This window comes from Dysgonomonadaceae bacterium zrk40, assembly GCA_016916535.1.
In the GTDB taxonomy this organism is placed as follows: Bacteria; Bacteroidota; Bacteroidia; order Bacteroidales; family Dysgonomonadaceae; genus Proteiniphilum.
The window spans coordinates 2,392,904-2,416,404 of record CP070276.1; the positions used below are offsets into that span (position 1 = coordinate 2,392,904).

General features: G+C 49.9%; 23 protein-coding genes and 1 tRNA gene. 19 read left to right on the forward strand and 5 right to left on the reverse strand.

The features are described 5' to 3' along the window. The first annotated feature begins 286 nt into the window (after positions 1-286). Entirely contained in the window at positions 287-805 is a 519-nt protein-coding gene (locus JS578_10095; GenBank protein QRX63217.1) for an RNA polymerase sigma factor, read from the forward strand. A gap of 126 nt (positions 806-931) precedes the next feature. Next, complete coding sequence (locus tag JS578_10100; protein QRX63218.1) at positions 932-1,870, forward strand: calcium/sodium antiporter; 939 nt, start codon at positions 932-934, stop codon at positions 1,868-1,870. Here the strand turns inward: JS578_10100 and lon are convergent. Further along, on the reverse strand, positions 1,863-4,322 hold the full coding sequence (lon, locus tag JS578_10105; GenBank protein ID QRX63219.1) for an endopeptidase La: 2,460 nt from the start codon (positions 4,320-4,322) through the stop codon (positions 1,863-1,865). The genes JS578_10100 and lon overlap by 8 nt on opposite strands. Before the next feature lie 108 nt (positions 4,323-4,430). On the opposite strand from lon, the gene JS578_10110 reads away from it, so the two are divergent. The 12 genes from JS578_10110 (at position 4,431) to JS578_10165 (ending at position 13,708) form a co-directional block, all read left to right on the forward strand. Beyond that, on the forward strand, positions 4,431-5,144 hold the full coding sequence (locus JS578_10110) for a tRNA1(Val) (adenine(37)-N6)-methyltransferase (GenBank protein ID QRX63220.1): 714 nt from the start codon (positions 4,431-4,433) through the stop codon (positions 5,142-5,144). Positions 5,145-5,235: 91 nt separating this feature from the next. Then, positions 5,236-6,870 (forward strand): exo-alpha-sialidase, encoded by a 1,635-nt coding sequence (locus tag JS578_10115; GenBank protein QRX63221.1) that lies wholly within the window; start codon positions 5,236-5,238, stop codon positions 6,868-6,870. Between the two features lie 71 nt (positions 6,871-6,941). After that, positions 6,942-7,478 carry a hypoxanthine phosphoribosyltransferase gene (hpt, locus tag JS578_10120; protein ID QRX63222.1) on the forward strand — a complete coding sequence of 179 codons (537 nt, stop codon included), beginning with the start codon at positions 6,942-6,944 and terminating at the stop codon, positions 7,476-7,478. 179 nt (positions 7,479-7,657) lie between these two features. Then, positions 7,658-8,356, forward strand: coding sequence for an energy transducer TonB (locus JS578_10125; GenBank protein QRX63223.1), 699 nt, complete (start codon positions 7,658-7,660; stop codon positions 8,354-8,356). An 88-nt stretch (positions 8,357-8,444) separates the two neighbouring features. Next, positions 8,445-9,422: a polyprenyl synthetase family protein gene (locus JS578_10130; GenBank protein ID QRX63224.1), complete on the forward strand. Its 978-nt coding sequence runs from the start codon at positions 8,445-8,447 to the stop codon at positions 9,420-9,422. A 19-nt stretch (positions 9,423-9,441) separates the two neighbouring features. After that, complete coding sequence (locus tag JS578_10135; protein ID QRX63225.1) at positions 9,442-10,137, forward strand: hypothetical protein; 696 nt, start codon at positions 9,442-9,444, stop codon at positions 10,135-10,137. Next, on the forward strand, positions 10,134-10,943 hold the full coding sequence (locus JS578_10140) for a TatD family hydrolase (protein ID QRX63226.1): 810 nt from the start codon (positions 10,134-10,136) through the stop codon (positions 10,941-10,943). Before JS578_10135 ends, JS578_10140 begins: the two co-directional genes overlap by 4 nt. A 132-nt stretch (positions 10,944-11,075) precedes the next feature. Further along, a tRNA-Ser gene (locus JS578_10145) sits at positions 11,076-11,163 on the forward strand. Positions 11,164-11,285: 122 nt separating this feature from the next. Continuing rightward, the gene (locus JS578_10150; protein ID QRX63227.1) at positions 11,286-12,089 is read left to right on the forward strand and encodes a MotA/TolQ/ExbB proton channel family protein; all 804 of its coding nucleotides are present in this window, start codon (positions 11,286-11,288) and stop codon (positions 12,087-12,089) included. 5 nt (positions 12,090-12,094) lie between these two features. Then, entirely contained in the window at positions 12,095-12,574 is a 480-nt protein-coding gene (locus JS578_10155) for a hypothetical protein (protein QRX63228.1), read from the forward strand. Between the two features lie 40 nt (positions 12,575-12,614). Next, on the forward strand, positions 12,615-13,244 hold the full coding sequence (locus JS578_10160) for a biopolymer transporter ExbD (GenBank protein QRX63229.1): 630 nt from the start codon (positions 12,615-12,617) through the stop codon (positions 13,242-13,244). Positions 13,245-13,246: 2 nt separating this feature from the next. Next, complete coding sequence (locus JS578_10165) at positions 13,247-13,708, forward strand: biopolymer transporter ExbD (GenBank protein QRX63230.1); 462 nt, start codon at positions 13,247-13,249, stop codon at positions 13,706-13,708. 69 nt (positions 13,709-13,777) lie between these two features. Here JS578_10165 and JS578_10170 read toward each other — a convergent pair whose 3' ends face one another. Continuing rightward, the gene (locus JS578_10170; protein ID QRX63231.1) at positions 13,778-15,016 is read right to left on the reverse strand and encodes an anaerobic sulfatase-maturation protein; all 1,239 of its coding nucleotides are present in this window, start codon (positions 15,014-15,016) and stop codon (positions 13,778-13,780) included. Positions 15,017-15,112: 96 nt separating this feature from the next. On the opposite strand from JS578_10170, the gene JS578_10175 reads away from it, so the two are divergent. The 4 genes from JS578_10175 (at position 15,113) to JS578_10190 (ending at position 19,253) form a co-directional block, all read left to right on the forward strand. Continuing rightward, the gene (locus tag JS578_10175; protein QRX63232.1) at positions 15,113-15,529 is read left to right on the forward strand and encodes a DoxX family protein; all 417 of its coding nucleotides are present in this window, start codon (positions 15,113-15,115) and stop codon (positions 15,527-15,529) included. A 301-nt stretch (positions 15,530-15,830) separates the two neighbouring features. After that, on the forward strand, positions 15,831-17,051 hold the full coding sequence (pepT, locus tag JS578_10180; protein ID QRX63233.1) for a peptidase T: 1,221 nt from the start codon (positions 15,831-15,833) through the stop codon (positions 17,049-17,051). A gap of 26 nt (positions 17,052-17,077) precedes the next feature. Next, positions 17,078-18,163, forward strand: coding sequence for a glycine cleavage system aminomethyltransferase GcvT (gene gcvT, locus JS578_10185; protein QRX63234.1), 1,086 nt, complete (start codon positions 17,078-17,080; stop codon positions 18,161-18,163). Between the two features lie 94 nt (positions 18,164-18,257). Continuing rightward, the gene (locus JS578_10190) at positions 18,258-19,253 is read left to right on the forward strand and encodes a flippase-like domain-containing protein (protein ID QRX63235.1); all 996 of its coding nucleotides are present in this window, start codon (positions 18,258-18,260) and stop codon (positions 19,251-19,253) included. 9 nt (positions 19,254-19,262) lie between these two features. Here JS578_10190 and JS578_10195 read toward each other — a convergent pair whose 3' ends face one another. The 3 genes from JS578_10195 to ffh are packed head-to-tail and all read right to left on the reverse strand — an operon-like array spanning position 19,263 to position 22,260. Then, positions 19,263-20,018, reverse strand: coding sequence for an SDR family oxidoreductase (locus JS578_10195; protein QRX63236.1), 756 nt, complete (start codon positions 20,016-20,018; stop codon positions 19,263-19,265). 38 nt (positions 20,019-20,056) lie between these two features. Then, the gene (gene folD, locus JS578_10200; protein ID QRX63237.1) at positions 20,057-20,938 is read right to left on the reverse strand and encodes a bifunctional methylenetetrahydrofolate dehydrogenase/methenyltetrahydrofolate cyclohydrolase FolD; all 882 of its coding nucleotides are present in this window, start codon (positions 20,936-20,938) and stop codon (positions 20,057-20,059) included. Then, the gene (gene ffh / locus JS578_10205) at positions 20,935-22,260 is read right to left on the reverse strand and encodes a signal recognition particle protein (GenBank protein QRX63238.1); all 1,326 of its coding nucleotides are present in this window, start codon (positions 22,258-22,260) and stop codon (positions 20,935-20,937) included. Before ffh ends, folD begins: the two co-directional genes overlap by 4 nt. A gap of 255 nt (positions 22,261-22,515) precedes the next feature. Between ffh and JS578_10210 the strand changes: the two genes are divergently transcribed. Next, positions 22,516-23,436 carry a cation transporter gene (locus tag JS578_10210; GenBank protein ID QRX63239.1) on the forward strand — a complete coding sequence of 307 codons (921 nt, stop codon included), beginning with the start codon at positions 22,516-22,518 and terminating at the stop codon, positions 23,434-23,436. Positions 23,437-23,501: the final 65 nt, after the last annotated feature.

Consider the following 23,501-nt stretch of genomic DNA (forward strand, 5'->3'; position numbering starts at 1 on the left):
AAATAGTGTGCCATAGTTTCGCTTTGCGAATTGGGCCAGGAGGGACCTTTAATCGCTAAACTTTATACCCTCTCTTGTTATATTGATATTATTTATCGTATATTGATGAACTTCTTCCGCCTGAATATTCCCAATATCCCATGTGGGAATCAATGGAATATCACTTTTTATTTCACAATTAACAATCATTAATCGTTTTTCGTTCCACAAACACTCTTTCTTTTGAATAGTTATTTTTATATTTGCAAGGACAACGGTCATTTAACACAATAAAAAGTTATCGCTTATGAAGACAAAGAAATCTTTCGAGAAACAGTTGTTGAGTCTGCAGGATAATATGTTCAATTTTGCACTTACGCTGACTGCCGACCGGGAAGAAGCAAAGGATCTGTTGCAGGAGACTACGCTCCGGGTTTTGGATAACAGGGAGAAATATTATGAGAACGTAAACTTCAAGGGCTGGGTGTTCACCATCATGCACAACATCTTTGTGAACAACTACCGCAAGATTGTGAGAAGCCAGACCATCATCGACAAAACAGAAAACCTCTATCACCTCAATCTCCCGCAGGACTCCGGTTTCGATACCCCTGACGGAGCCTACACCATCAAGGAGATCAACAAGGCGATTAACAGCTTCACAGAGGAGTACAAGGTGCCCTTCTCGATGCATGTCTCCGGATTCAAATATGAGGAGATTGCCCGTCACCTCTCGTTGCCCATCGGTACGGTGAAGAGCAGGATCTTTTTTGCCCGCAAAAGATTGCAGGAGATGCTGAAGGATTTCCGCTACTACTCAGAATAATCAACAGACAACGATAAATTGTTTTAAACCTCTTTCATTGAAAGAGGTTTTTTCATTTCCGACAAATGCGGTATCTTTGCAACTGAAAAATTGATTGTTCAGGAATAGGTTTTATAAATAGAATATATGGAAATTGTCTGGTTGTTGCTTTCACTCGTGATTCTTTATTTCGGTGCCGAAGGGCTGGTGTCGGGCGCTGCCTCGCTGGCCAAACGGATTGGTATCAGTCCCCTGGTGATCGGGCTTACCATCGTTTCGGTGGGAACCAGTGCACCGGAGCTGCTGGTGAGCGTGAAGGCAGCCCTCAACGGTCAGGGTGCCCTCTCGGTAGGGAACGTACTGGGGTCTAACTTTTTCAACGTGGGGCTCATCCTGGGCATTTCTGCCATTATTTACCCGCTGGCGGTGAAGCGACAACTGCTCAAGCTCGACGTGCCGGTGATGATACTCTCCTCGCTGCTCTTCTTTTTCTTTTTCCTCGATTTTACCATCTCCCGACTGGAGGCATTGGTCTTTGTGTTGATCCTGATTACCTATATCACCTATATGTTGATCACTTCGAAAAAAGAGAAGCCTGCACAGAAAGGGGATGAGGAGGATGAGATCAAGATGAGCAAGCACTGGCTGCTCGACATCCTTTTCATCGGGGTGGGACTGGCCGCGCTGGTCTACGGTTCCGACCTGCTGGTGGTGAATGCGGTGATCATCGCCGGATGGCTGGGTATGTCGGAGGCACTGATTGGCCTCACCATAGTGGCGGCAGGCACCAGCATGCCGGAAATGGCCACCTCAGTGGTGGCAGCGCTCAAGAAACGTTCCGACATCGCCATCGGCAACGTGGTGGGGTCGAATATCTTCAATATATTCCTGATCCTGGGTGTTACGGGCCTAATAACTCCTCTGCATACCAGTGACATCAACTATGTGGATGGTCTCTTCAACCTGGGCATCGGTGTGCTGCTCTGGCTTTTCATGAAACGGAGTTCCCGCATCAAGCGGGCACAGGGAGCTATCTTCCTCCTGTTCTACCTGGTCTACTTTGCCTACAAGCTGTTTCTTATTTAGCAACAGCCAGATTCTTCGCATTGGCCACTTTCTCGGGTAGCAGAGCTGCGTCAAGCACCTCCTTCACGTCACTCACATAGTGGAAGGTGAGTCCTTTCACGTAGTCAGCTTTGATCTCCTCAATATCTTTTTGGTTCTCCTTGCAAAGAATGATATCGCTGATGCCGGCCCGTTTGGCTGCCAGGATCTTTTCGCGGATGCCACCTACCGGCAACACCTTACCCCGCAGGGTGATTTCACCGGTCATGGCCACGTTCGCACGTACCTTGCGTTGTGTGTAGACCGATGCCAGTGAAGTGATCATGGTGATACCCGCCGAGGGTCCATCCTTGGGAATGGCTCCTTCGGGCACATGGATGTGTGTGTTCCAGTTGTCGAACAGCTCCGGATCGATTTCCAATTCCTCCGCGTGGGAGTGGATGTACTCCATGGCCAACATGGCCGACTCCTTCATTACATCTCCCAGGTTGCCGGTGAGGGTCAGCTTGGCACCCTTGCCACGGCTGAGTGAGCTCTCCACGAAAAGAATCTCTCCTCCTACGGCAGTCCAGGCCAGGCCGGTCACCACGCCGGCGTATTCGTTGCCCTGGTATCGGTCGCGACTGTATTGCTCCACACCCAGGTATTCACGGATATCCTGCACTTTCAGCGAGCGGGGGTAGGGCTCCTCAGCCGCCACACGACGGGCCACGCGGCGCATGATCTTGGCGATCTTCTTGTTCAGCTCTCTCACACCCGACTCGCGCGTGTAGTTTTCGATGATGCGTTGCAGTGTGGGCTTGGGGATGTTGAATGCTCCTTTTTCGATGCCGTGGTTCAACAGCTCCTTGGGCACCAGGTGACGGTGGGAGATTTCTATCTTCTCCTCGGTGATGTATCCCCCCACGTTGATCAGCTCCATGCGGTCGAGCAGTGGTTGCGGGATGCTGTTCAGGTTGTTGGCCGTTGCAATGAAGAGTACCTTCGAGAGGTCGTAATCGATGGAGAGGTAGTTGTCGTGGAATGCCATGTTCTGTTCCGGGTCGAGCACCTCCAGCAGTGCCGAGGAGGGATCACCGCGGAAGTCGTTGCCGATCTTGTCAACTTCGTCGAGTACGAACACCGGGTTGGAGGTGCCTGACTTCTGTATGTTCTGGATGATGCGCCCCGGAATGGCTCCAATATAGGTGCGGCGATGACCGCGGATCTCCGCCTCATCGTGCAGTCCCCCCAGCGATACCCGTACGTACTTGCGGTTCAACGCCTCAGCGATTGACTTGCCCAGAGAGGTCTTGCCCACCCCCGGGGGGCCGTAAAGACAGAGGATGGGCGATTTGAGATCGCCCTTCAACTTGAGCACCGCCAGGTGCTCAATGATACGCTCCTTCACCTTCTCCATGCCAAAGTGGTCGCGATCCAGAATCTTCTGCGCATGCTTGAGGTTGAAATTGTCTTTCGTATATTCGTTCCAGGGCAACTCCAGGATGGTCTGCAGGTAACCGTATTGCACCGAGTAGTCGGGCGACTGCGGGTTGAGCCGCTCCAACTTCTGCACCTCTTTCTCAAAGGTCTCGGCAACAGCCGTGCTCCACTTCTTCCCGTGTCCCTTTTTACGGAACTCATCAATCTCGATCTGCTGGGTGTTGCCTCCCAGCTCCTCCTGGATGGTTCTGATCTGCTGTTGCAGGAAGTACTCCTTCTGCTGTTGATTGAGATCCTCCCTTGTCTTCATCTGGATGTTCATCTTCAGCTCCAGGATCTGTGACTCCCGGTTGAGGATCATCAACAGACGGTAGGCCTGCTCCTTTTCGTCGCGGATACTCAGTAGCTCCTGCTTCTCCCGGCTGTCGATCGGTAGGTTGGTGCCGCAGTATCCAATCAGCATGTCGGAGAAGGCTTCGCTCAGGATGGTTTGAATCAGCTCCTTGGGTGGCTCTCCCAACATCTGCAGCATGTGCACCATTGACTCACGGATGGAGTCGAGAATTGCTTTGTATTCCTTGTCATCTTTTGGTGCCTTGATGGTCTCCATCAGGTGGTAGGTGCCCTTCATGAAGGGCGTTTTTTGGGTGAGTTCCTGCCACTCGAATCGTTTCTTAGCCTGTACGATGATGCTCATGTTATCGTCAGCAAGCTCGATCACGCGGATCACCTCTGCCAACACCCCCAGACGATAGAGGTCTTCGGCTTCGGGATCTTCCACGCTGGCATCCTTCTGGCATACCAGTCCGATGTAGCGTTGTTTCTTACCCAGTGCCTTTATCAGTGCAAGCGACTTTTTTCTTCCAACCGAAATGGGAAGCGTGCTGCCGGGAAAGACGATTGTGTTGCGCAGTGGCAGCAACGGCAGTGTCTCTTTCAGTCCAGATTCGTCTATATCAGTATTGCCATCAATAAAGTCGCTGGCGATAAATGAGATCACGTTCGATTCACTCTCCTCGGTATGTATGCTGTTTTTTTTGAATGGATTCATATTCATTGTTTATCTCTGTTGTCAGAACAGAAAATTGGCTATATTTGTTTTCCTGTAACAGATGATTAAACAAATTCCGTGCCAAAGCGGCACGAAGAAGTGAGCGCAATGTCGAACCCCTTTTTTAAGTTTAAACAATTCACCGTTTATCACGACCGTTGCGCCATGAAGGTGGGTACTGACGGTGTCCTGCTCGGCGCATGGGCTTCTGTGGATGGGTGTACCCATCTGTTGGATGTGGGTACCGGCTCTGGTTTGATCGCGTTGATGCTTGCACAACGGTGCAGGAATGCTTTTGTAACTGCGATTGATCCCGATGAGGATGCCATAAAGCAGGCTGAAGAAAATGTGAAGGCATCTCTCTTCGCCGAGAGAATCACTGTTGTGGGCACACGTTTCCAGGATTTCACAATCAAAACATCAAAACGTTTCGACCTGATTGTCTGCAATCCCCCGTTTTTTGCCCGGTCATTGCTGCCACCGGATGCTGGAAGAGCCAATGCACGACATTCCGTCAGCCTCTCACTTGAAGAGCTGATGCAAGGTGCTCACCGCTGCCTCTCACCGGAGGGACATCTGGCCCTTATTCTCCCTGCCGAAAGGCTCGTTGAAATGGCAGCGTTGTCTGCTCATTTCGGGTTCCAGTTGCGACGGCTGACACACGTGGTCCCTTCCTCCGGGAAGCCGGTTCGCAGAATACTGGCTGAGTTTTCACGCTCTCCCGGCGAGCCGGTGGAAACTGAGCTACTGCTGGAGGTGTCTCGCCATCACTATTCACCCGCTTATATCGAGCTGGTTCGTGACTTCTATCTCAACCTCTGAACGTGGAGAAAGGATAAGGCAGAGCAATATAGAAATTGTTTAATATATAAGCCAAAATATATTATCTTTGTTGCATAGCAATCCCAAGAATATGAAAAAAATTATTTTAATCGCATTGACAATGGTAATGGCTCTTCTCTCAGTTGAGGGAGCAGATACCCTTCGGGTGAAGCAGACCCGAATTCCGATACTGATTGACCGGGAAGACAATGTCCTGTTCTACATTCGTCTGGAAGCATCGGAAAGTAAACAATTGGATGAGATAGCTCTCCGTTTCGCTCAAGAGACAGATATGAAGGCGGTGAAGGCTGTCAGACTCTGGTATGGCGGCACCGAAGCACCGCAGCACAGGAATACGCTTCGCTATGCCCCCGTGCAATATGTTTCAAGTCACGACCGTGGCAGGACAAGGGTGGCCAATCCTTCCTATTCACTGGAGGTGCAGGAAATCGCAACACCCGAGAGGGAGGTGCTTTTCAAGCCTGCCTATCCCCTTTTTCCCGGCATCAATTTCTTTTGGGTGAGCCTGGAGATGCATCAGGATGCATCGCTACTCACCACAGTGGATGTGGAGATGGTCTCTGCCGAGCTCGACGGTGTAATGGCGCCCCTGTTGTTCGCAAACGAAGCTGTTACCCACCGCATGGGAATTGGCGTACGTCACGCCGGTGATGACAATGTGGCAGCTTACCGCATCCCCGGATTGGTGACTACAAACAAAGGAACATTACTGGGTGTGTATGATGTGCGTTACAACAGCAGTGTTGATCTGCAGGAATATGTGGATGTGGGGCTGAGTAGAAGTACTGATAAGGGACAGAGTTGGGAGAAGATGCGTTTGCCTCTCAGTTTCGGGGAATATGGAGGACTGCCCAAGGCGCAAAATGGCGTGGGTGATCCTGCCATCTTAGTGGATGAGCATACAGGTACCATCTGGATAGCTGCGCTCTGGACACATGGTATGGGTAACGGTCGTGCATGGGTCAATTCAATGGACGGTAATGAAATTCACAGCACGGGACAGTTGGTGCTCACAAAAAGTTGTGACGACGGCAAGAGCTGGTCGGAGCCGATCAACATCACCCCACAAGTGAAAGATCCCTCCTGGAACCTTCTGCTACAGGGACCCGGAATGGGGATCACCATGCAGGACGGCACACTGGTATTTCCGATACAATATATTGATTCCACCAGGGTTCCCAATGCCGGAATCATGTATAGCAAAGATAACGGTGAGAGTTGGACCATCCATAACCATGCCCGCACCAACACCACCGAGGCTCAGGTGGCAGAGGTAGAACCGGGAGTGTTGATGCTTAACATGCGGGATAACCGTGGCGGTAGCAGGGCGGTATCCATTACCCGCGATCTTGGAAAAACATGGGTAGAGCATCCCTCTTCGCGGAGCGTGCTGCAGGAGCCTGTCTGCATGGCGAGTCTGATCAACGTCCCCGCATCGGAGAACCTGCTGGGTCGTGACATCCTTCTATTCGCCAATCCCAATTCCACACAACACCGCAATCAAATCACCATCAAGGCCAGTCTCGACGGAGGGTTGACCTTCCCGGAGGAGCATCAGCTGCTGCTTGATGAGGATTTTGGCTGGGGTTACTCCTGCCTGACCATGATTGATGAAGAGACGGTAGGAATACTCTACGAGAGCAGCGTAGCACACATGACTTTTCAGGCGGTGAAGCTGACAGATATCGTGAAAACCATATTTTAGGTAAAAAAGCGTCGAACCTCACTCATAAGTCACAAAATTGTAGTAATTTTGGCGTTTTAAATTCCAGAATCGTGAAAGAAGTAATCACAATCAAAGACAGAGACTTTGAGTTGTTCATTGAGCAAGAGGTAGTTGAACAGGGGATAAAACGCATCGCCGGTAAGATGAACGCCGACCTGGAGGGAAAGAACCCAATATTTGTGGCTGTTCTTAACGGTGCTTTCATGTTTGCCGGAGAGCTCATGAAGGAGGTGAACATCGCGAGTGAGATCACCTTCGTGCGCCTGGCTTCATACCATGGAACAACCACCACCAATGATGTGAAGGAGGTGCTCGGCCTCAACGAAAGCATTGAGGGTCGGTGTGTGGTGATTGTTGAAGACATCGTGGATAGCGGCAACACTATGGTTTCTCTTCTGGAACAGATGAAAGCACTTCGTCCCAGTGAGGTTCGGATTGCCACCCTCCTCTTCAAACCCGCGGCATTGAAACAAAAATTACATCTGGATTATGTTGCACTGGAGATTCCCAACGATTTTATTGTGGGGTATGGTCTTGATTATGACGGATACGGCCGCAACCTGAAGGATATTTACAAGGTGAAATAAACAGCCTTATACCATGCGTGACAACGAATGTGAAATTTCCTGCGAATAAGACGTAGAACCATTAATAAATCTATTTTTCCTAATTTTATAGGCGAAAAAGGAGTTGGTTTAAAAAAAATGCCTATTTTTGCATTAGCAGCAGACTTGTAACAAACTGAAGTAGATAAAAATTTTTCAAAATGGACAAAGATGAAGTAAAAAAATCGCCAAAAGCGAATTTGGAAGTACATCGGAACACCTTTATCCTGATGGGATTAGTGGTGGGTCTGTCACTTCTTTTCTTCGCTTTTGAATGGTCCACACAAACCAGAAAACTGGACGAGACTGTCCTCGTTCAGGATGTGTTGGCCGAAGAAGAAATTGAGATTACTCGTCGTGAGCCCACTCCTCCTCCTCCCCCTCCACCACCGGAACCGGAAACACCCGAGATTATTGAAGTGGTAGAGGAGAAGGTTGAAACGAAGCTGGAGATCAAGACCGAGGATGACCAGTCGCAACGACAGATGCAAACCTATGTTCCGCCCCCACCTCCCAAGCCAAAGCAAGAAGAGGTGACCGAAGAGATCTTCGTGGTGGTAGAAGACCAGCCACTCTTCCCAGGTGGTAATGCCGCCATGATGAAGTTTCTCAGTGACAATATCAAGTATCCAGTGATTGCACAGGAGAACAATATTCAGGGACGTGTGATCTGTAACTTTGTAGTTGAAAAGGATGGCAGCATTACCGACGTACAGGTTGTGCGTGGTGTGGACCCCACGCTCGACAGAGAAGCAGTCAGGGTGATACAGCAGATGCCTAGATGGAAGCCCGGTAAACAGCGTGGACAGGCAGTACGTGTCCGTTTCACCCTTCCGGTGGTATTCCGCCTCCAGAACTGATTTAGAAATATTGTATTGCGAAAAGCTGCTTTTGTGAACCAGAAGCAGCTTTTTTGCTCATTTGTACCTTTCATCCATACCGACTGTTATGAATCAGAAGATATCACTTTTTGAGAAGAAAATCGGTGACGCCATCGGAGAGGTGTTGCTCCGTGAGAAGCCTGAATCGTTGTTCGACCCAGTCCGCTACATCCTATCCATCGGCGGAAAGCGTTTGCGTCCCCTGCTCACCCTACTGGCTGCCGATATGTTTGGGGCTGACCCGGAAGTAGCATTAGAGCCTGCTTTGGCGGTGGAGATCTTCCACAACTTTTCCCTGTTGCATGATGACCTGATGGATCAGGCTGATATTCGACGGGGCATGCCTACCGTACATCGGAAGTGGAATGCCAACAGTGCCATCCTCTCGGGCGATGCCATGATGATTGAATCATACCGCCATGTGGCAAATGTTGCTCCCCACTTGCTCCCTCAAGTGCTCGACATCTTTTCTAACATGGCTATGGATGTTTGTAAGGGACAGCAGTACGACATGGATTTTGAATCACGGCTCAACGTGCAGGAGGATGAATATCTTGAGATGATTCGCCTCAAGACAGCGGTGCTGCTGGGCAGTGCGCTCAAGTTAGGAGCAATTCTGGCTGAGGCTCCACCGGAAGATGCTGACCATCTTTATCGCTACGGGGTTCACATAGGCATTGCTTTTCAATTGAAGGATGATCTTTTGGATATATATGGTGATCCTGTCACCTTCGGGAAGAAGATAGGTGGAGACATCCTTGCAAACAAAAAGACCTACCTGCTGATCAAGGCTCTTCATAATGCCGATAAAACCCAACGAGCCGCACTTGAACAATGGATTACCGCTACCAATTATGTTGCAGAGGAAAAAATTACTTTTGTTAAAAATCTTTACGATCAATTAAATTTGAAACAGCAGGCTGAGAATCTCATTGAAAAGTATTACCTTGCATCTTTAGATCTGCTCTCCTCAATCAGGGTAGCAGAAGATCGGAAAATGGATTTACTCCGGTTGTCGGAAAAGCTGATGTACCGCGAGAAATAAAAAAGATCTACCCTATAAAATGCCCTATCGCAGACTACCCAATACCGACAATGCACGCATCAAAGCCCTGAGGTCCGCAATCGAGAAGGCCGCTGAGACCGATTACCAACAGTTGCCACTCTCACCTGGTCACATCACCGAAGCCCAAAAGGTGCTGGCCAGGCTGGAACGTTTGACGGAGCGGTACCAACAGATGTACGCCGTACAGGTGAAAGCCAACAAGCAGTTTATATTGAAGGTGAAAAATGTACGGATGTATCTTTCTCACTTTGTGCAGGTGTTGTATTTCTCGGTGATGCGTGCTGAAATTAAAGAGGATCAGCTCTCCTACTACGGATTGGAAGGTGAGAAGTTGGTGGTGCCAGACTTAACCACTCACGAACAAATACTATCATGGGGAGAGAAGATTATAGAGGGTGAGAACAACCGAATTTCCCGTGGTGGCGTCCCCATATACAACCCCTCCATCGCCAAGGTAAAGGTGATGTTTGCACTCTTCCGTGAAGCTTACCAGAACCAATTGTTGCACAAGAAAGCCACCAACCGCGTGTTGGGTGAGATTGCAGAATATCGTGTGACGGCTGACAATTTAATCTCCCGGATATGGGATGAGGTTGAGAACAACCATCTGAATCTTCCGGCTGATAAGCGTCTTGAAATTAACCGTGAATACGGCATCGTCTATTATTACAGGAAAGGAGAGACGGTGGAATGACATTGATCGATACCCATGCACATCTTTTCACCGATGAGTTTCGGCCTGATCTGGATGAGGTGGTGAAACGGGCTCAGGTTGCCGGTGTGGAGCTGATACTGCTTCCAAACATAGATGAAACTACCATCTCTGATCTGAAAAACGCAACTGCAAGCCATCCGGCTCATCTACTTCCGATGATGGGGCTTCATCCCACCAGTGTGACAAAGGAGTGGAAGCAACAACTGGAGGTCATTGGTCGCGAACTCGATCAGAATTGTTACGTAGCGGTGGGTGAGATTGGTGTCGATCTCTACTGGGATCAATCACTACGTGAGGAGCAGCTCAGCGCCTTTGAGGAACAGCTCAGATGGAGCATCGAAAAGGATCTGCCGGTCTCCATCCATTTCAGGAATGCGCTCAACGAGGTGATTCAATGCATCGAAAGGGTAGGTCCTGAACGCCTGCGGGGAGTCTTTCACAGCTTCGGTGGTTCGAAAGAGGATCTACAACAGATCCTTTCGCTGAAGAACTTCATGGTGGGTGTCAATGGTGTAACCACCTTCAAGAATGCCGGCGTGGCAGAAACGCTTGCCATTTGTCCACACGAGAAGTTGATCCTGGAGACCGATTCCCCCTATCTGACACCGGTGCCTTTTCGGGGCAAGAGAAACGAATCATCATACATCACCTTTATTGCCCGACGAGTGGCTTCTATATGGCAGATCAGCGAAGAGGAGGTGGCGGCCATCACCACCCGCAATGCATCTCATCTTTTCAGACGGATAGGGGAGGGCGTGCAACCATCTGCGGGAAATAAACAGTGAAAGAATGTTTTATTCAAATTAATCCTGATCGGAGTAGTATATGTAGGATAAATTCAGTATTTTTGCCCTCCAAATGGGATGCAAATAAAATATTTTTTGTAATTTGCACCCGTTTTTGGAAACAACTCATAGGGAGAGGTGCTCGAGTGGTTGAAGAGGCACGCCTGGAAAGCGTGTATACGCCAAAAGTGTATCGCGGGTTCGAATCCCGCTCTCTCCGCAAGTTTTATGTAGAAAAGAGATAGATTTATTCATCTGACTGTTGCACAGAAAACCCAACAAAACAACACGTAATACAACAAAAAACAACTAAAGATCATTAATCAAAAATTTGAACACACAATGAAAAAGTTATTTGCAATTTTAGCAATCTTCGGAATGATGTCTGTAGGATTGTCATCGGTTCTTTTGGCACAAGAAACCACTCCGGCTGAACAAACAGAAGAAGTTGTTACCGCACCTGTAGAAACAGCCTCCACTGCAGTTGAGGAAACATCCACCGGCGGATTTCATCAGGCACTGAAGACAAAATTCATTGAAGGTGGTGCCAGCTTTATGAGCTTGATCATGATCGCTCTGATCCTTGGTCTTGCGTTCAGTCTGGAAAGAATTATCTATCTCAGCCTGGCTGATGTGGACCCCGATTCTTTGCTCGATAAAGTGGGAGACGCATTAGACAGAGGTGATGTAGAGGCAGCCAAGGACATCGCCCGCAATACAAGAGGACCTGTTGCATCAATCGTATACCAGGGACTGCTTCGTTTGGACCAGGGTGCTGATGTGGTGGAACGCTCCATCGTTTCATACGGCGGCGTACAGTCCGGTCTGCTTGAAAGAAACCTTTCCTGGATCACCCTCTTCATCGCCATTGCTCCTTCACTCGGATTCTTGGGTACAGTAGTAGGTATGGTACAGGCTTTCGATGACATCCAGAGAGCAGGTGACATGAGCCCGACAATTGTAGCCGGCGGTATGAAGGTTGCCCTTATCACCACAGTAGGTGGTTTGATCGTAGCCCTGATTCTGCAGGTGATCTACAACTTTATCCTCAGCAAGATGGAAGGCATCCTCAACAAGATGGAAGATGCTTCAATCAAATTCCTGGATCAGGTGATCAAATACAACGTTAAATACAAAAACTTGTAAGCAATATGGCTGTTACAAAAATACACAGAACCTCCAAGACCGCTCTCATCATAGGTGTCCTGATATCTATTGCGGTGATGGCGTTGTTCTACCTGGGAGGTCAGGTTCCGGCGTACGAGAAGATCGCCGCTGATATGAGTCAGCCAAAGTTTACTGACTTGGTTTTATACTGGGCCTATATCCTCTTTGCAATCACCATCGTGGTATTGTTACTTTTTGCGGTATTCTCCTTTTTCAAGAAATTGAAAGAGAGTCCCAAGAAAGCAATGGGCGGTCTGCTTGCACTGGTGGGCATCGGAGCACTTCTGCTCGTGACCTATTCCATTGGTGACGGCACCCTGCTGAATATCCCCGGTTATGACGGTCCAGACAATAAGCCCGCAACATTGAAGCTGACGGATATGTGGCTTTACAGTGGCTATATCCTGTTGGTAATTACATTTCTTGCAATTTTGGTATTGCCCCTTTTCAAGAAAAAAGGCTAAACGGCAGCCAGTACATTAAAGAAAAAGAAAGGTTAATTTTATGGCAAAAACAACTAGAAAAGTTCCGGCACTCAACGCAAGTTCCATGGCGGACATTTCTTTCCTGTTGCTGACCTTCTTCCTGCTGGTATCCAATATGGACGTCGATTCCGGATTGGCACGCCGTCTACCACCACCACCACAGACCGAGGAACAGACTACGGTCGACGTGCAACGCAGAAACCTGCTGGTGGTACTGGTGAACGCTCAAAACGAGACAATGGTCCAGAATCAACAAGGAAGTGAATGGTACTCCAACGCGGAAGAATTGCGTGGTACCGGGAGTAAGGTTGCGCTCAAGGACAAGGTGAAGGAGTTCGTACTGAACACTTCAAACAGTGAACAGCTTCCGGAATTGACTGAAGAAGATTTTGGCGCTCCCATCGGCATTGTGCCGGTTACGGATCAGCATGTAATCTCCATTCAGAATGATGCCACCACCAGTTATAAGACCTATATCGCCGTGCAGAACGAAGTGGTAAGGGCTTACAATGAGCTGAGGGAGGAAGGTGCCCGGAAATATTTCAATACCTCATACGATGAGCTGACGGATGATCAGCAGGGACAGATCAACGATCTCTACCCGCAACGTATCTCTGAGGCAGAACCTAAAAACTACGGAGGACAATAATTATGGGAAAATTTAATAAGGGTGGCAAGAAAGAGATGCCTGCATTGAACTCTTCGTCGATGCCCGATATTGTATTCGCCATTCTGTTCTTCTTCATGGTGACCACCACCATGCGTTCAGAGACGCTGATGGTGCGGATGAAATTGCCCACAGCTTCCGAAGTACAGAAACTGGAGAAAAAGTCACTGGTGACTTACATCAACATCGGTCCCCCGATGGAAACGCGACTGGGTACTGGTACCCAGATGCAGCTGAACGACCGGTTTGCACAGGTTTCGGAAATTCAGGATTACATTGCCCAGGAAAAGGCAAGTATGAACGAAGCTGACCAGCCGCTGATGACCGTATCAATCAAGGCCGACGAAGAGACTCGCATGCAGTACATCACTGATGTGAAGCAGGCGTTAAGACAGGCCTATGCATTGAAGATCAGCTATTCTGCCCGCCAGGGACAGAACAAGTAATCACTCACAATCAAAAAAAACCGAATCGCATCTGTGGTTCGGTTTTTTTTGTGGGTTTAAAGAAGGAAACTAGCGTGATGCCTGCCTGGTACGTGCCCATTCCATCACATTGGCCGGTGGGCGTCCCGCAAGCAGCTCCTGCTTCATGAAATCCATATAGGGAGCCACATGGCTGTAATAGCGGTAATAACCGCTACAGAGGTAATTGAGACCCTTGTTGCCATATTTGTCGCGTATAAAACGGTTCTTGGGACACTCCCCGTAGCAGGTGAATAGCATGTCGCATTCGCGGCACTGCCGGGGAAGGGTGTCAAACTTGTTATTCCCGAAAGAGAGCTGTTGCTCCGAGTACATCAGTGAGGCAAGCGGTTTATCGTATATGTTCCCCAGCCGGTATTCGGGAAAGACGAAGTGATCGCACGAGTAGACATCGCCGTTGAACTCCATGGCTCCGGCATGACCGCATGTCTTGGCCATGGTACAAACACCCGGCTGTTCACCCACCCAGTTTGCCAATGTGGAGTCGAAGATCTGGATAAAAATCCTCCCCACATCCTCTTTGATCCATTCGTCAAACAGATCACAGAGAAACTTGCCCCACTTATCAGCAGGCACGGTAAAAGGTGCCAGCTCCACATCCTCCTCCTCATCTGCCGCGGTGGCCAGTTTCAAGGATGAATTGTTGTTTTTGCGGATTCGTTCCACAATGGGGGTGAACTGAAGGTAACGGCAATCAATCTCCTTGAAGAAACGGTAAAATTCAAGCGGGTAGTCCACGTTGTAATCGTTCACCACTGCCAGACAGTTGAATTCCACGCCGTGCTTCTTCAGCAATTCAATGCCACGCATCACACGCCGGAAAGAGGGACGGCCCATCTTATCACGCCGGTACTCATCGTGGAACTCCTGCGGACCGTCGATCGAGATGCCTACCAGGAAGTTGTTCTCCTTGAAGAAGATACACCACTCATCGGTCAGCAACGTCCCGTTGGTTTGTATGGAGTTGTCTATCTGACGTCCTCCAGCATATTTCTTTTGTAGCTCCACCGCTTTTCTGTAAAATGAGAGGGGACGCATCAGCGTTTCTCCTCCATGCCATGTGAACATCACCTGCGGCTGTGTCTGAGATTCGATGTATTGTTTCGTGAACCGTTCGAGGAGCTCTTCGCTCATCACCTGGTTGTTTTTTTTCGGAAAGAGGTTCGCTTTCTCCAGATAGTAACAGTATTCACAGTCGAGGTTGCACTTGGAACCTACCGGCTTCAACATTACGTACATCGGTTTGGCGAAAGGGGCAAAAGTAGACATATCGATTTTATTGATGTTGCAAAGATAAACAAAACGGTCTACCTATCGGTTTAGAGCGTGACAATATTGAATAATTACATAACAAGAAAATAGAAAATGAGAAAGAAAGAAGATTTGTTACATCTGGGATGGTTGATTTTGAGAGCGGGTATTGGTATTTCCATCATGTTGCACGGTATACCCAAGTTGATGGGTGGAGTGGAAACATGGACATATATTGGCGGAAGCATGTCGATTTTCGGTATCACCTTTGCCCCTGCGTTCTGGGGATTCATGGCAGCCGTTGCTGAAGCAGTAGGGGGTGCTCTTTTTGCACTTGGCCTGCTTTTCCGTCCCGCTGCCCTGATGCTGACAGGTACCATGGTCGTGGCGCTCGCTACTCATCTTGCGGCAGGCGATGATTTCATGGTGTTCGGTCATGCGCTCGATTTGCTGATCGTCTTTGTCGGAGCAATTCTGATCGGTGCCGGTAAGTACTCGCTCGACGCCAAGCTGTTGCCAAAGATCGCATAGTGATCGGTTGATAGATACATCACAAAAACCCCTTCACCTTTGACGGTAGAAGGGGTTTGTTGTTGGTCCTAAAAAAGGGTAAGCGATCTATATCGCGCCGCTACAACCAAATACCCTTGCTTCGGTCAAGACCTGGGGGATTCAATGGGAGCTGGCCGTATAGGACTTACCCTTGTGCAAAGATACATCTTTTTATTTAGATACAAAAGGATGAAATTGATTTTTCCTATTCACTCTCTTTTTTTATCTTTGTAGGAAGATCAATACTTAAACGAAGAAAAAATCAGTTCAAGAAATCATCATGGATATAGTAGACCGGTTTATCAAGTATGCCCGCATCGATACACAGTCGGATGAGAACAACACCCAGACTCCGAGTACCCAAAAGCAATTCAACCTGGCCAAGGAGGTTGAGAAGGAAGCCCTTGAGATGGGGCTTACAGATGTGACTCTCGACAACAACTGTTACCTCATGGCCACCCTCCCGGCCAACACGAAGAAGGATGTACCGGTGATTGGTTTCGTCGCTCACTTTGATACCAGTCCCGACATGAGTGGCGAAAAGGTGACGCCACGCATCGTGAAAGCTTACGATGGCAAGGATATCCTGCTCAACGAGCAGAACAATGTTGTGCTTTCACCGGCCGACTTCCCCGAGTTGTTGCACCATGTGGGGGAGGATCTGATTGTCACTGACGGGAATACACTTTTAGGGGCTGATGACAAGGCTGGTATAGCTGAGATCATGAATGCCATGCAATACCTGATTGAGCATCCCGAAATTGAACATGGCAAGATTCGCATTGCCTTCACACCCGATGAGGAGATTGGTCGTGGTGCAGACAAGTTCGATGTGGCGAAGTTCGGTGCCCGCTGGGCTTACACAATGGATGGCAGCGAGGTGGGAGAACTGGAGTATGAGAATTTCAATGCTGCCTCGGCAAAGATTGAGATACAAGGACGCAACGTACATCCCGGATATGCAAAGGGGAAGATGATAAATGCCCTGCATGTGGCCAACGAGCTGGTAGCGATCTTGCCCGAAGGGGAGCGACCGGAGCACACCGAGGGTTATGAAGGGTTCTTTCACCTGATTGGCATCAATGGTACGGTGGATGAAGCGAAGGTCTCCTTTATTATCCGTGACCACGACAGGCTGAAGTTCGAAGCACGTAAGCGATTGATGAGCGAAGTGGTGGAGCGTCTCAACAAACGTTATGACAACCGTCTCACACTGGAGATGAGGGATCAGTACTACAACATGAAGGAGAAGGTTGAACCGGTGATGCATGTCATCGACTACGCTTTCCGTGCCATGGAGGCGGTGGGTGTGAAACCAAACATCAAACCAATTCGCGGTGGTACCGACGGTGCGCGCCTCTCGTTCATGGGGCTACCCTGTCCCAATATCTTTGCCGGTGGAATGAATTTCCACGGCAGGTATGAGTTTCTGCCCATCCCGTCGCTGCGAAAAGCATCCGACGTAATCGTGAAGATTGCTGAGCTGGTTGCACGCGGCTGAGTTACTACTTTAATCCAAATCATAATATGAAAACAACACCATTTACCAACCAGCACATTGCTCTGGGAGCAAAGATGCATGAGTTTGCAGGCTACAACATGCCCATTGAGTACAGCGGAATCATCGATGAACATCTTACGGTGGTGAATGCCGTGGGTGTGTTTGACGTGTCGCACATGGGTGAGTTCTGGGTGAAAGGACCAAAAGCGCTATCTTTCCTGCAGCAGATTGCAAGCAACGACGCAGCCCGTCTGCAGCCGGGCAAGGCTCAGTACAGTTGTTTTGTAAACGAACAGGGTGGCATCGTGGATGATTTTATCCTGTACCAGTACGATGAGGAAAAATACATGATGGTGGTCAACGCCGCCAACATTGAAAAAGACTGGGAGTGGTGTCAAAGGCATAACAGCATGGGTGCTGAGCTGGAGAATGCTTCGGAACATATGGCCTTGTTGGCTGTACAGGGTCCTCATGCAATGGAGACGATGCAGAAACTCACCACCGCCGATCTCTCGGCCATCCCCTACTATTCATTTGTGACTGCACGTTTTGCAGGTGTAGATAACGTCATCATCTCCAACACCGGATACACCGGTGCCGGAGGCTTCGAGCTCTATTTTTATCCCGAAGAGGGAGGTAAGATATGGAATGCGCTTTTTGAAGCGGGTGATGCTTATGGTATTAAACCAATAGGTTTGGGTGCACGTGATACGCTTCGTCTGGAGATGGGCTTTTGTCTTTACGGAAACGATCTGGATGACAGCACCACCCCTCTGCAGGCTGGACTGGGCTGGATCACCCGCTTCACCCCTGAGAAAATGTTCATTGGGCGTGAGGTTCTTGAGAAAGAAAAAGCAGAGGGTGTCTCTCGTAAGCTTTGTTGTTTTGAGTTGACAGAGAAGGGGATTCCACGGCATGGTTATGAAATAACGAACGATAAGGATCATTCCATTGGTGTTGTTACGTCGGGTACGATCTCACCGATTCTGAAAACAGGAATCGGCATGGGATACCTCAAACCGGAATATGCCACCCCCGGCACAGAAATATTCATCAGCGTGCGCAACAGAAAGCTGAAAGCCGTGGTGGTTAAACCCCCTTTCCGGAAATAATTTGCTGGTTCTTACCATTATTTCACGAATTAACCCTATTTTTGTGGCCTGATGCTGCGCGTATCGGGCCATTGTTGTTTAGAGCCACCCCCTTATGGCAAAAAAAGCGAAGATTGCTCAAAATATTTTTTTTCTGCTCGGTGCCCTGGCGCTGGGCTTTATGATATACAAGACAGGGATCGACAATATCATGCGCGATATCAGGCAGACCGGTTGGTGGTTTGTACCCATCATCGGGCTTTGGGTAGTGGTCTACCTGATCAATACCTACTCCTTTTATCTGATCCTGCATGATGGAAGTGAGGAGACCAAAAAGATCGGGTTCATGCGGCTGTTCAAGTTGGTGATCAGTGGCTTTGCCATCAACTACATCACTCCCTTCGGACTGATGGGTGGTGAACCCTATAAAATCATCGAACTGCAATCCACCCTGGGAATACAGAAAGCGACCTCCTCTGTACTGCTCTCCACCATGATGCACTTTGTCTCTCATTTCATCTTTTGGATGATATCCATCCCGCTGCTGCTTTTCCTGGTACCGGTGCTTTCCGATGTGGTGGAGCTGGGTATGATTCTTTCCACGGCCACCTCATTCCTTCTGTTGTTATGGGCTTACAGGGTTTATACCCGGGGTGGGGTAGACAGGGCTTTGATGCTGGGAGGCAGGCTTCCTTTTATCGGGAAAAGCCTGAGAGCATACCGCAGGAACAACCAGGAGAAAATTAACCAGATGGACACCCTGATTGCCGACCTCTACCGCAACCGCAAGAAAGATTTTGTTGCATCTCTCTCCCTGGAAATATTCTCCCGTTTTTTTCTTTGCCTGGAAGTGATCCTGATGATGCGTGCAGTGGGTATGCCTATCTCTTATGGGAAGAGTGTGATGATTGAATCGATCCAGTCGCTGATAGGGAACATTCTTTTCTTTATGCCGATGCAGATGGGCTCCCGCGAGGGAGGCATCGTAATCGTATTCGGCATTCTCTCGCTGCCTCTCTCGTATGGTGTATTTGTGAGTCTCTGCAAGCGGATCAGGGAGATCTTTTGGACAGTGGTAGGTATCCTGCTGATCAAGGTGAAAAAATATTGAGAGGAAACGTCAGACGTAAATCATTTTCTTGGTCATCCCCCCGTCCACGGTGAAGTTTTGTCCCGTGATGAAGCTGTTCTCCGGATTCATCAGGAAGAGGACCATGCGGGCGATATCCATCGCATTGCCCACACGGCCGGCAGGATGCTGCAGGTGATCTTCCTCCGTAATCATCACCTGTTTCGTCAGAGATTTTTTCTTCAATGCCGAAACATCAATCCAGCCCGGACTGATACTGTTAACCCGTACGTGGGGACCCAGGCTCATCGCCATGGCATGGGTGAGTGCGCAGATGCCTCCCTTGCTGGCCGAATAGGATTCAGTGTGGGGCTCTGACTGAAAAGCGCGTGTGGAGGAGATGTTGACAATCGATCCCTTTGTTTCCCGGATTGAAGATGCCAGATGTTTGCTGCATAGGAAGGTGCCGGTGAGATTGGTGGCGAGAGCCCTGTTCCACTCCTCCAGGGTAAGTTCTTCCATCGGTTTGAACAGCTCGTATACCGCATTGTTCACCAGTCCGTAGACGGGGCCGTACTGCTTCACGGCGGCTCGTATGGAGGAGCGGACGCTCACCTCGTTCGACACGTCGGTGATGTGGAAGGAGACGCTGCGCCTGCGGAACGATGGTTTCAACTCTTCCATCGCTTCACTGTCGATGTCGAATACCGATACACTGTATCCCTCCTCCAGCAAGAGTTGCATCACCACCCGTCCGATGCCTTGTGCACCGCCGGTGACTACGACATGAGGTTTTGCTTTTTTCATAGGGTGCATCGAATTGGGGAATGTCTCCCAACAAAAAATTATGCGTAAATTGACTTCTTACCTGCCAGCAGGGTGTTGCGCATCAGCGAGACGATGGTCATCGGTCCCACACCACCCGGTACGGGAGTGATCCAGGAGCACTTGGGTGCCACTTCGCTAAAGGCCACGTCGCCCGTCAGTTTGAAGCCCGATTTTGTCTTGTCGCTCGGCACCCGTGTGGTGCCCACGTCGATCACCACCGCGCCCTCTTTCACCATATCACCCTTTAGGAATTCCGGTACGCCCAGTGCGGCGATGATGATGTCGGCTTGCAGGCAGATCTCTTTGATATTTTTGGTGCGACTGTGGCAGACAGTCACCGTACAATCGCCCGGGATTCCCTTTTGCATCATCAGCATCGATACCGGTTTGCCCACGATGTTGCTTCGTCCCAACACCACGCAGTGCTTTCCGCGGGTCTCAATGTTGTAGCGCTTGAGCAGTTCCACGATGCCCGCCGGTGTTGCAGAGAGGAAACAGGGGAGTCCGAGGGCCATGCGACCCACGTTCACCGGGTGAAAGCCATCCACATCTTTGTGGTACTCGATTGCCTCGGTGATCCGCTCCTCGTGTATATGCTTTGGCAGCGGCAGCTGGACGATGAAGCCGTCGATGTCGGGATCACTGTTGAGCCGCTCCACGCAGGCGAGCAGCTCTTCCTCGGTAACATCTTCCTCATAGCGGATCAGGGTGGAGTGAAACCCTACCTCCTCACAGCTACGCACCTTGTTGGCCACATAGGTCTCGCTGCCGCCGTCGTGACCCACGAGTACCGCTGCCAGGTGAGGTGTCTTCCCTCCGTTGGCCTTGATCTGTGCCACCTCTTCGGCGATCTCCTTTTTTATTTCAGTTGCTGTTGCCTTTCCGTCGATCAGTTTCATCTTCTTCTCATATTACGCATGGCCTGTTTGCCTCCACCGGAGGTCATCATCCGCATCATCTTACGGGTCTCGTCGAACTGTTTGATCAGTTTGTTCACCTCCTGCACATTGGTGCCGCTCCCCTTGGCGATGCGGGCACGGCGGCTACCGTTCAGAATCTCCGGGTTGGAGCGTTCTGCCGGTGTCATGGAGCGAATGATCGCTTCGATCCCCTTAAAGGCATCGTCGTCGATATCCAGGTCCTTGATCTGCTTACCCACACCGGGAATCATAGATGCCAGGTCTTTCAGGTTACCCATCTTCTTAATCTGCTGAATCTGGGCAATGAAGTCGTTGAAGTCGAATTGATTCTTGGCAATCTTCTTTTGCAGGCGGCGCGCTTCTTCCTCGTCATACTGTTCCTGTGCCTTCTCCACCAGTGAGACGATGTCGCCCATCCCAAGGATACGGTCGGCCATACGTTCCGGGTGGAAGACATCGATGGCGTCGAGTTTCTCGCCCGTACCGACGAACTTGATCGGCTTGTCGACCACCGAGCGGATGGAAAGCGCCGCACCGCCGCGGGTATCACCATCAAGCTTGGTGAGCACCACCCCGTTGAAATCGAGTCGTTGGTTGAACTCCTTGGCAGTGTTCACCGCATCCTGACCGGTCATGGCATCCACCACGAAGAGGATTTCCTGTGGGTTGACTGCCTTCTTGATCGACTCGATCTCCTGCATCATCTGCTCGTCGATGGCCAGACGACCGGCCGTGTCGATGATCACCAGGTCCTTGCCATGCTGGCGGGCATACTGGATGGCATTCTGCGCGATCTTCACCGGGTTCTTATTCTCCTCCTCTGCGTAGACCGAGACGCCAATCTGTTCACCCAACACCTTGAGCTGCTCGATGGCAGCCGGACGATAGACGTCCCCGGCTACCAGCAAGGGTTGCTTCCCCTTCTTGCTCTTGAGCATGTTGGCCAGCTTGCCGGAGAAGGTGGTCTTACCCGATCCCTGCAACCCGGACATCAGAATCACCGCCGGGGTGCCCTTGATGTTGATGTCGACCGCCGTCCCGCCCATAAGGGTGGCCAGCTCGTCGTGCACAATCTTCACCATCATCTGCTCCGGCTTCACTGCGTTGAGCACATCCTGTCCCAGTGCTTTTTGCTTCACTGTCTCGGTAAACTCTTTCGCGGTTTTGTAGTTTACGTCGGCGTCGAGCAGTGCACGGCGTACCTCCTTCAGGGTCTCGGCCACGTTGATCTCGGTGATCTTGCCTTCCCCTTTCAGTATTTTAAACGACCTCTCCAGTCTGTCACTTAAATTTTCAAACATAGTCCTTTATGCAGTTTTAATACGGATACAAAGATAATGAAAAAAGCCAAATCATAGGGACTCCCCAAAGATGAAATAGAGAGGTCTCATACGGGTGTTGTGAATTTAGTGTGAATTAATCCGGCAGCCGGGAGTAACTATTGGGAAGAATTGATTAATTTTGCCGAATAATCTGCCTGCCATCACAACATGTTTGCATACTGTCTCTAACAGTAGATAGAAGATCGGATGTGATGGGAGATAATTTTTACTTCAATGAATAGAAAATCGCTTAACAAATATCTCTACCTCTCACTGGCAGCTGCGACGATAACCATTCTGCTGAAGTTTTATGCTTTCCATGTCACCGGCTCAATGGGATTGCTCTCCGATGCACTGGAGTCGTTCGTCAACCTGTTCGCCGCGCTCTTCGCGTTGCTGATGCTTCATCTCTCGCGCAAGCCTGCCGATCAGGAGCATGAATTTGGCCACGGCAAGGCGGAGTACTTCTCCAGCGCCGTGGAGGGGGCACTGATCCTGATTGCTGCCTTCACCATCATCCGTTCAGCCCTGCCCCGGATCATTGAACCCCAGCCACTGGAGAATATCACCACCGGATTACTCTTCTCCTTGCTGGCCTCACTGGTGAACCTGGTGGTAGGAGTTGTTCTGATCAACAACGGCAAAAAGAAAAAGTCTCTGCTCGTGGAGGCTGACGGCAGACATCTGATGACAGATGTCTATACCAGTGTGGGGGTCATCCTGGGGATCATCCTGGTGGAGCTCACCGGCTGGTTGATCATCGACCCGATTATCGCCATCCTGGTTGGCCTCAACATCATCTATTCCGGTTACAGGCTACTCCACCGGTCGGCACGAGAGCTGATGGATGCCTCCATTCCGGAGGATGAACTGGAAAGGGTGACCACCTATCTCGATTCTCTAAGCGAACGGGAGATTGAATATCACTCCCTGCTGACCCGCATGTCGGGACCGCGTCGCTTCATCTCGATGCACCTGCTGGTGCCGGGCGATTGGAGCGTGAAGCGGGGGCACGACTGTGCCGATGAGGTGGAGGAGACCATCATCGCCATGTTTCACGAGCCGGTTACCGTCTCCACCCATATCGAGCCGGTGGAGGATCCCGCCTCGATGAGGGACATAGGGATTGATCGTGTCGATATAGACATCAGCTGACAACAGGGGGGTGCCGGTAATTAAAAGAGGTTGTCTCATCATTGAGGCAGTCTCTCTTTTTTGAT

Bases quoted from the DNA above. Each gene is read 5' to 3' on its own strand.
- JS578_10095 (QRX63217.1), top strand. From the start codon at position 287: ATGAAGACAAAGAAATCTTTCGAGAAACAGTTGTTGAGTCTGCAGGAT.
- JS578_10100 (QRX63218.1), top strand. From the start codon at position 932: ATGGAAATTGTCTGGTTGTTGCTTTCACTCGTGATTCTTTATTTCGGT.
- lon (QRX63219.1), bottom strand. From the start codon at position 4,322: ATGAATCCATTCAAAAAAAACAGCATACATACCGAGGAGAGTGAATCG.
- JS578_10110 (QRX63220.1), top strand. From the start codon at position 4,431: ATGTCGAACCCCTTTTTTAAGTTTAAACAATTCACCGTTTATCACGAC.
- JS578_10115 (QRX63221.1), top strand. From the start codon at position 5,236: ATGAAAAAAATTATTTTAATCGCATTGACAATGGTAATGGCTCTTCTC.
- JS578_10125 (QRX63223.1), top strand. From the start codon at position 7,658: ATGGACAAAGATGAAGTAAAAAAATCGCCAAAAGCGAATTTGGAAGTA.
- JS578_10130 (QRX63224.1), top strand. From the start codon at position 8,445: ATGAATCAGAAGATATCACTTTTTGAGAAGAAAATCGGTGACGCCATC.
- JS578_10135 (QRX63225.1), top strand. From the start codon at position 9,442: ATGCCCTATCGCAGACTACCCAATACCGACAATGCACGCATCAAAGCC.
- JS578_10140 (QRX63226.1), top strand. From the start codon at position 10,134: ATGACATTGATCGATACCCATGCACATCTTTTCACCGATGAGTTTCGG.
- JS578_10150 (QRX63227.1), top strand. From the start codon at position 11,286: ATGAAAAAGTTATTTGCAATTTTAGCAATCTTCGGAATGATGTCTGTA.
- JS578_10155 (QRX63228.1), top strand. From the start codon at position 12,095: ATGGCTGTTACAAAAATACACAGAACCTCCAAGACCGCTCTCATCATA.
- JS578_10160 (QRX63229.1), top strand. From the start codon at position 12,615: ATGGCAAAAACAACTAGAAAAGTTCCGGCACTCAACGCAAGTTCCATG.
- JS578_10165 (QRX63230.1), top strand. From the start codon at position 13,247: ATGGGAAAATTTAATAAGGGTGGCAAGAAAGAGATGCCTGCATTGAAC.
- JS578_10170 (QRX63231.1), bottom strand. From the start codon at position 15,016: ATGTCTACTTTTGCCCCTTTCGCCAAACCGATGTACGTAATGTTGAAG.
- JS578_10175 (QRX63232.1), top strand. From the start codon at position 15,113: ATGAGAAAGAAAGAAGATTTGTTACATCTGGGATGGTTGATTTTGAGA.
- pepT (QRX63233.1), top strand. From the start codon at position 15,831: ATGGATATAGTAGACCGGTTTATCAAGTATGCCCGCATCGATACACAG.
- gcvT (QRX63234.1), top strand. From the start codon at position 17,078: ATGAAAACAACACCATTTACCAACCAGCACATTGCTCTGGGAGCAAAG.
- JS578_10190 (QRX63235.1), top strand. From the start codon at position 18,258: ATGGCAAAAAAAGCGAAGATTGCTCAAAATATTTTTTTTCTGCTCGGT.
- JS578_10195 (QRX63236.1), bottom strand. From the start codon at position 20,018: ATGAAAAAAGCAAAACCTCATGTCGTAGTCACCGGCGGTGCACAAGGC.
- folD (QRX63237.1), bottom strand. From the start codon at position 20,938: ATGAAACTGATCGACGGAAAGGCAACAGCAACTGAAATAAAAAAGGAG.
- ffh (QRX63238.1), bottom strand. From the start codon at position 22,260: ATGTTTGAAAATTTAAGTGACAGACTGGAGAGGTCGTTTAAAATACTG.
- JS578_10210 (QRX63239.1), top strand. From the start codon at position 22,516: ATGAATAGAAAATCGCTTAACAAATATCTCTACCTCTCACTGGCAGCT.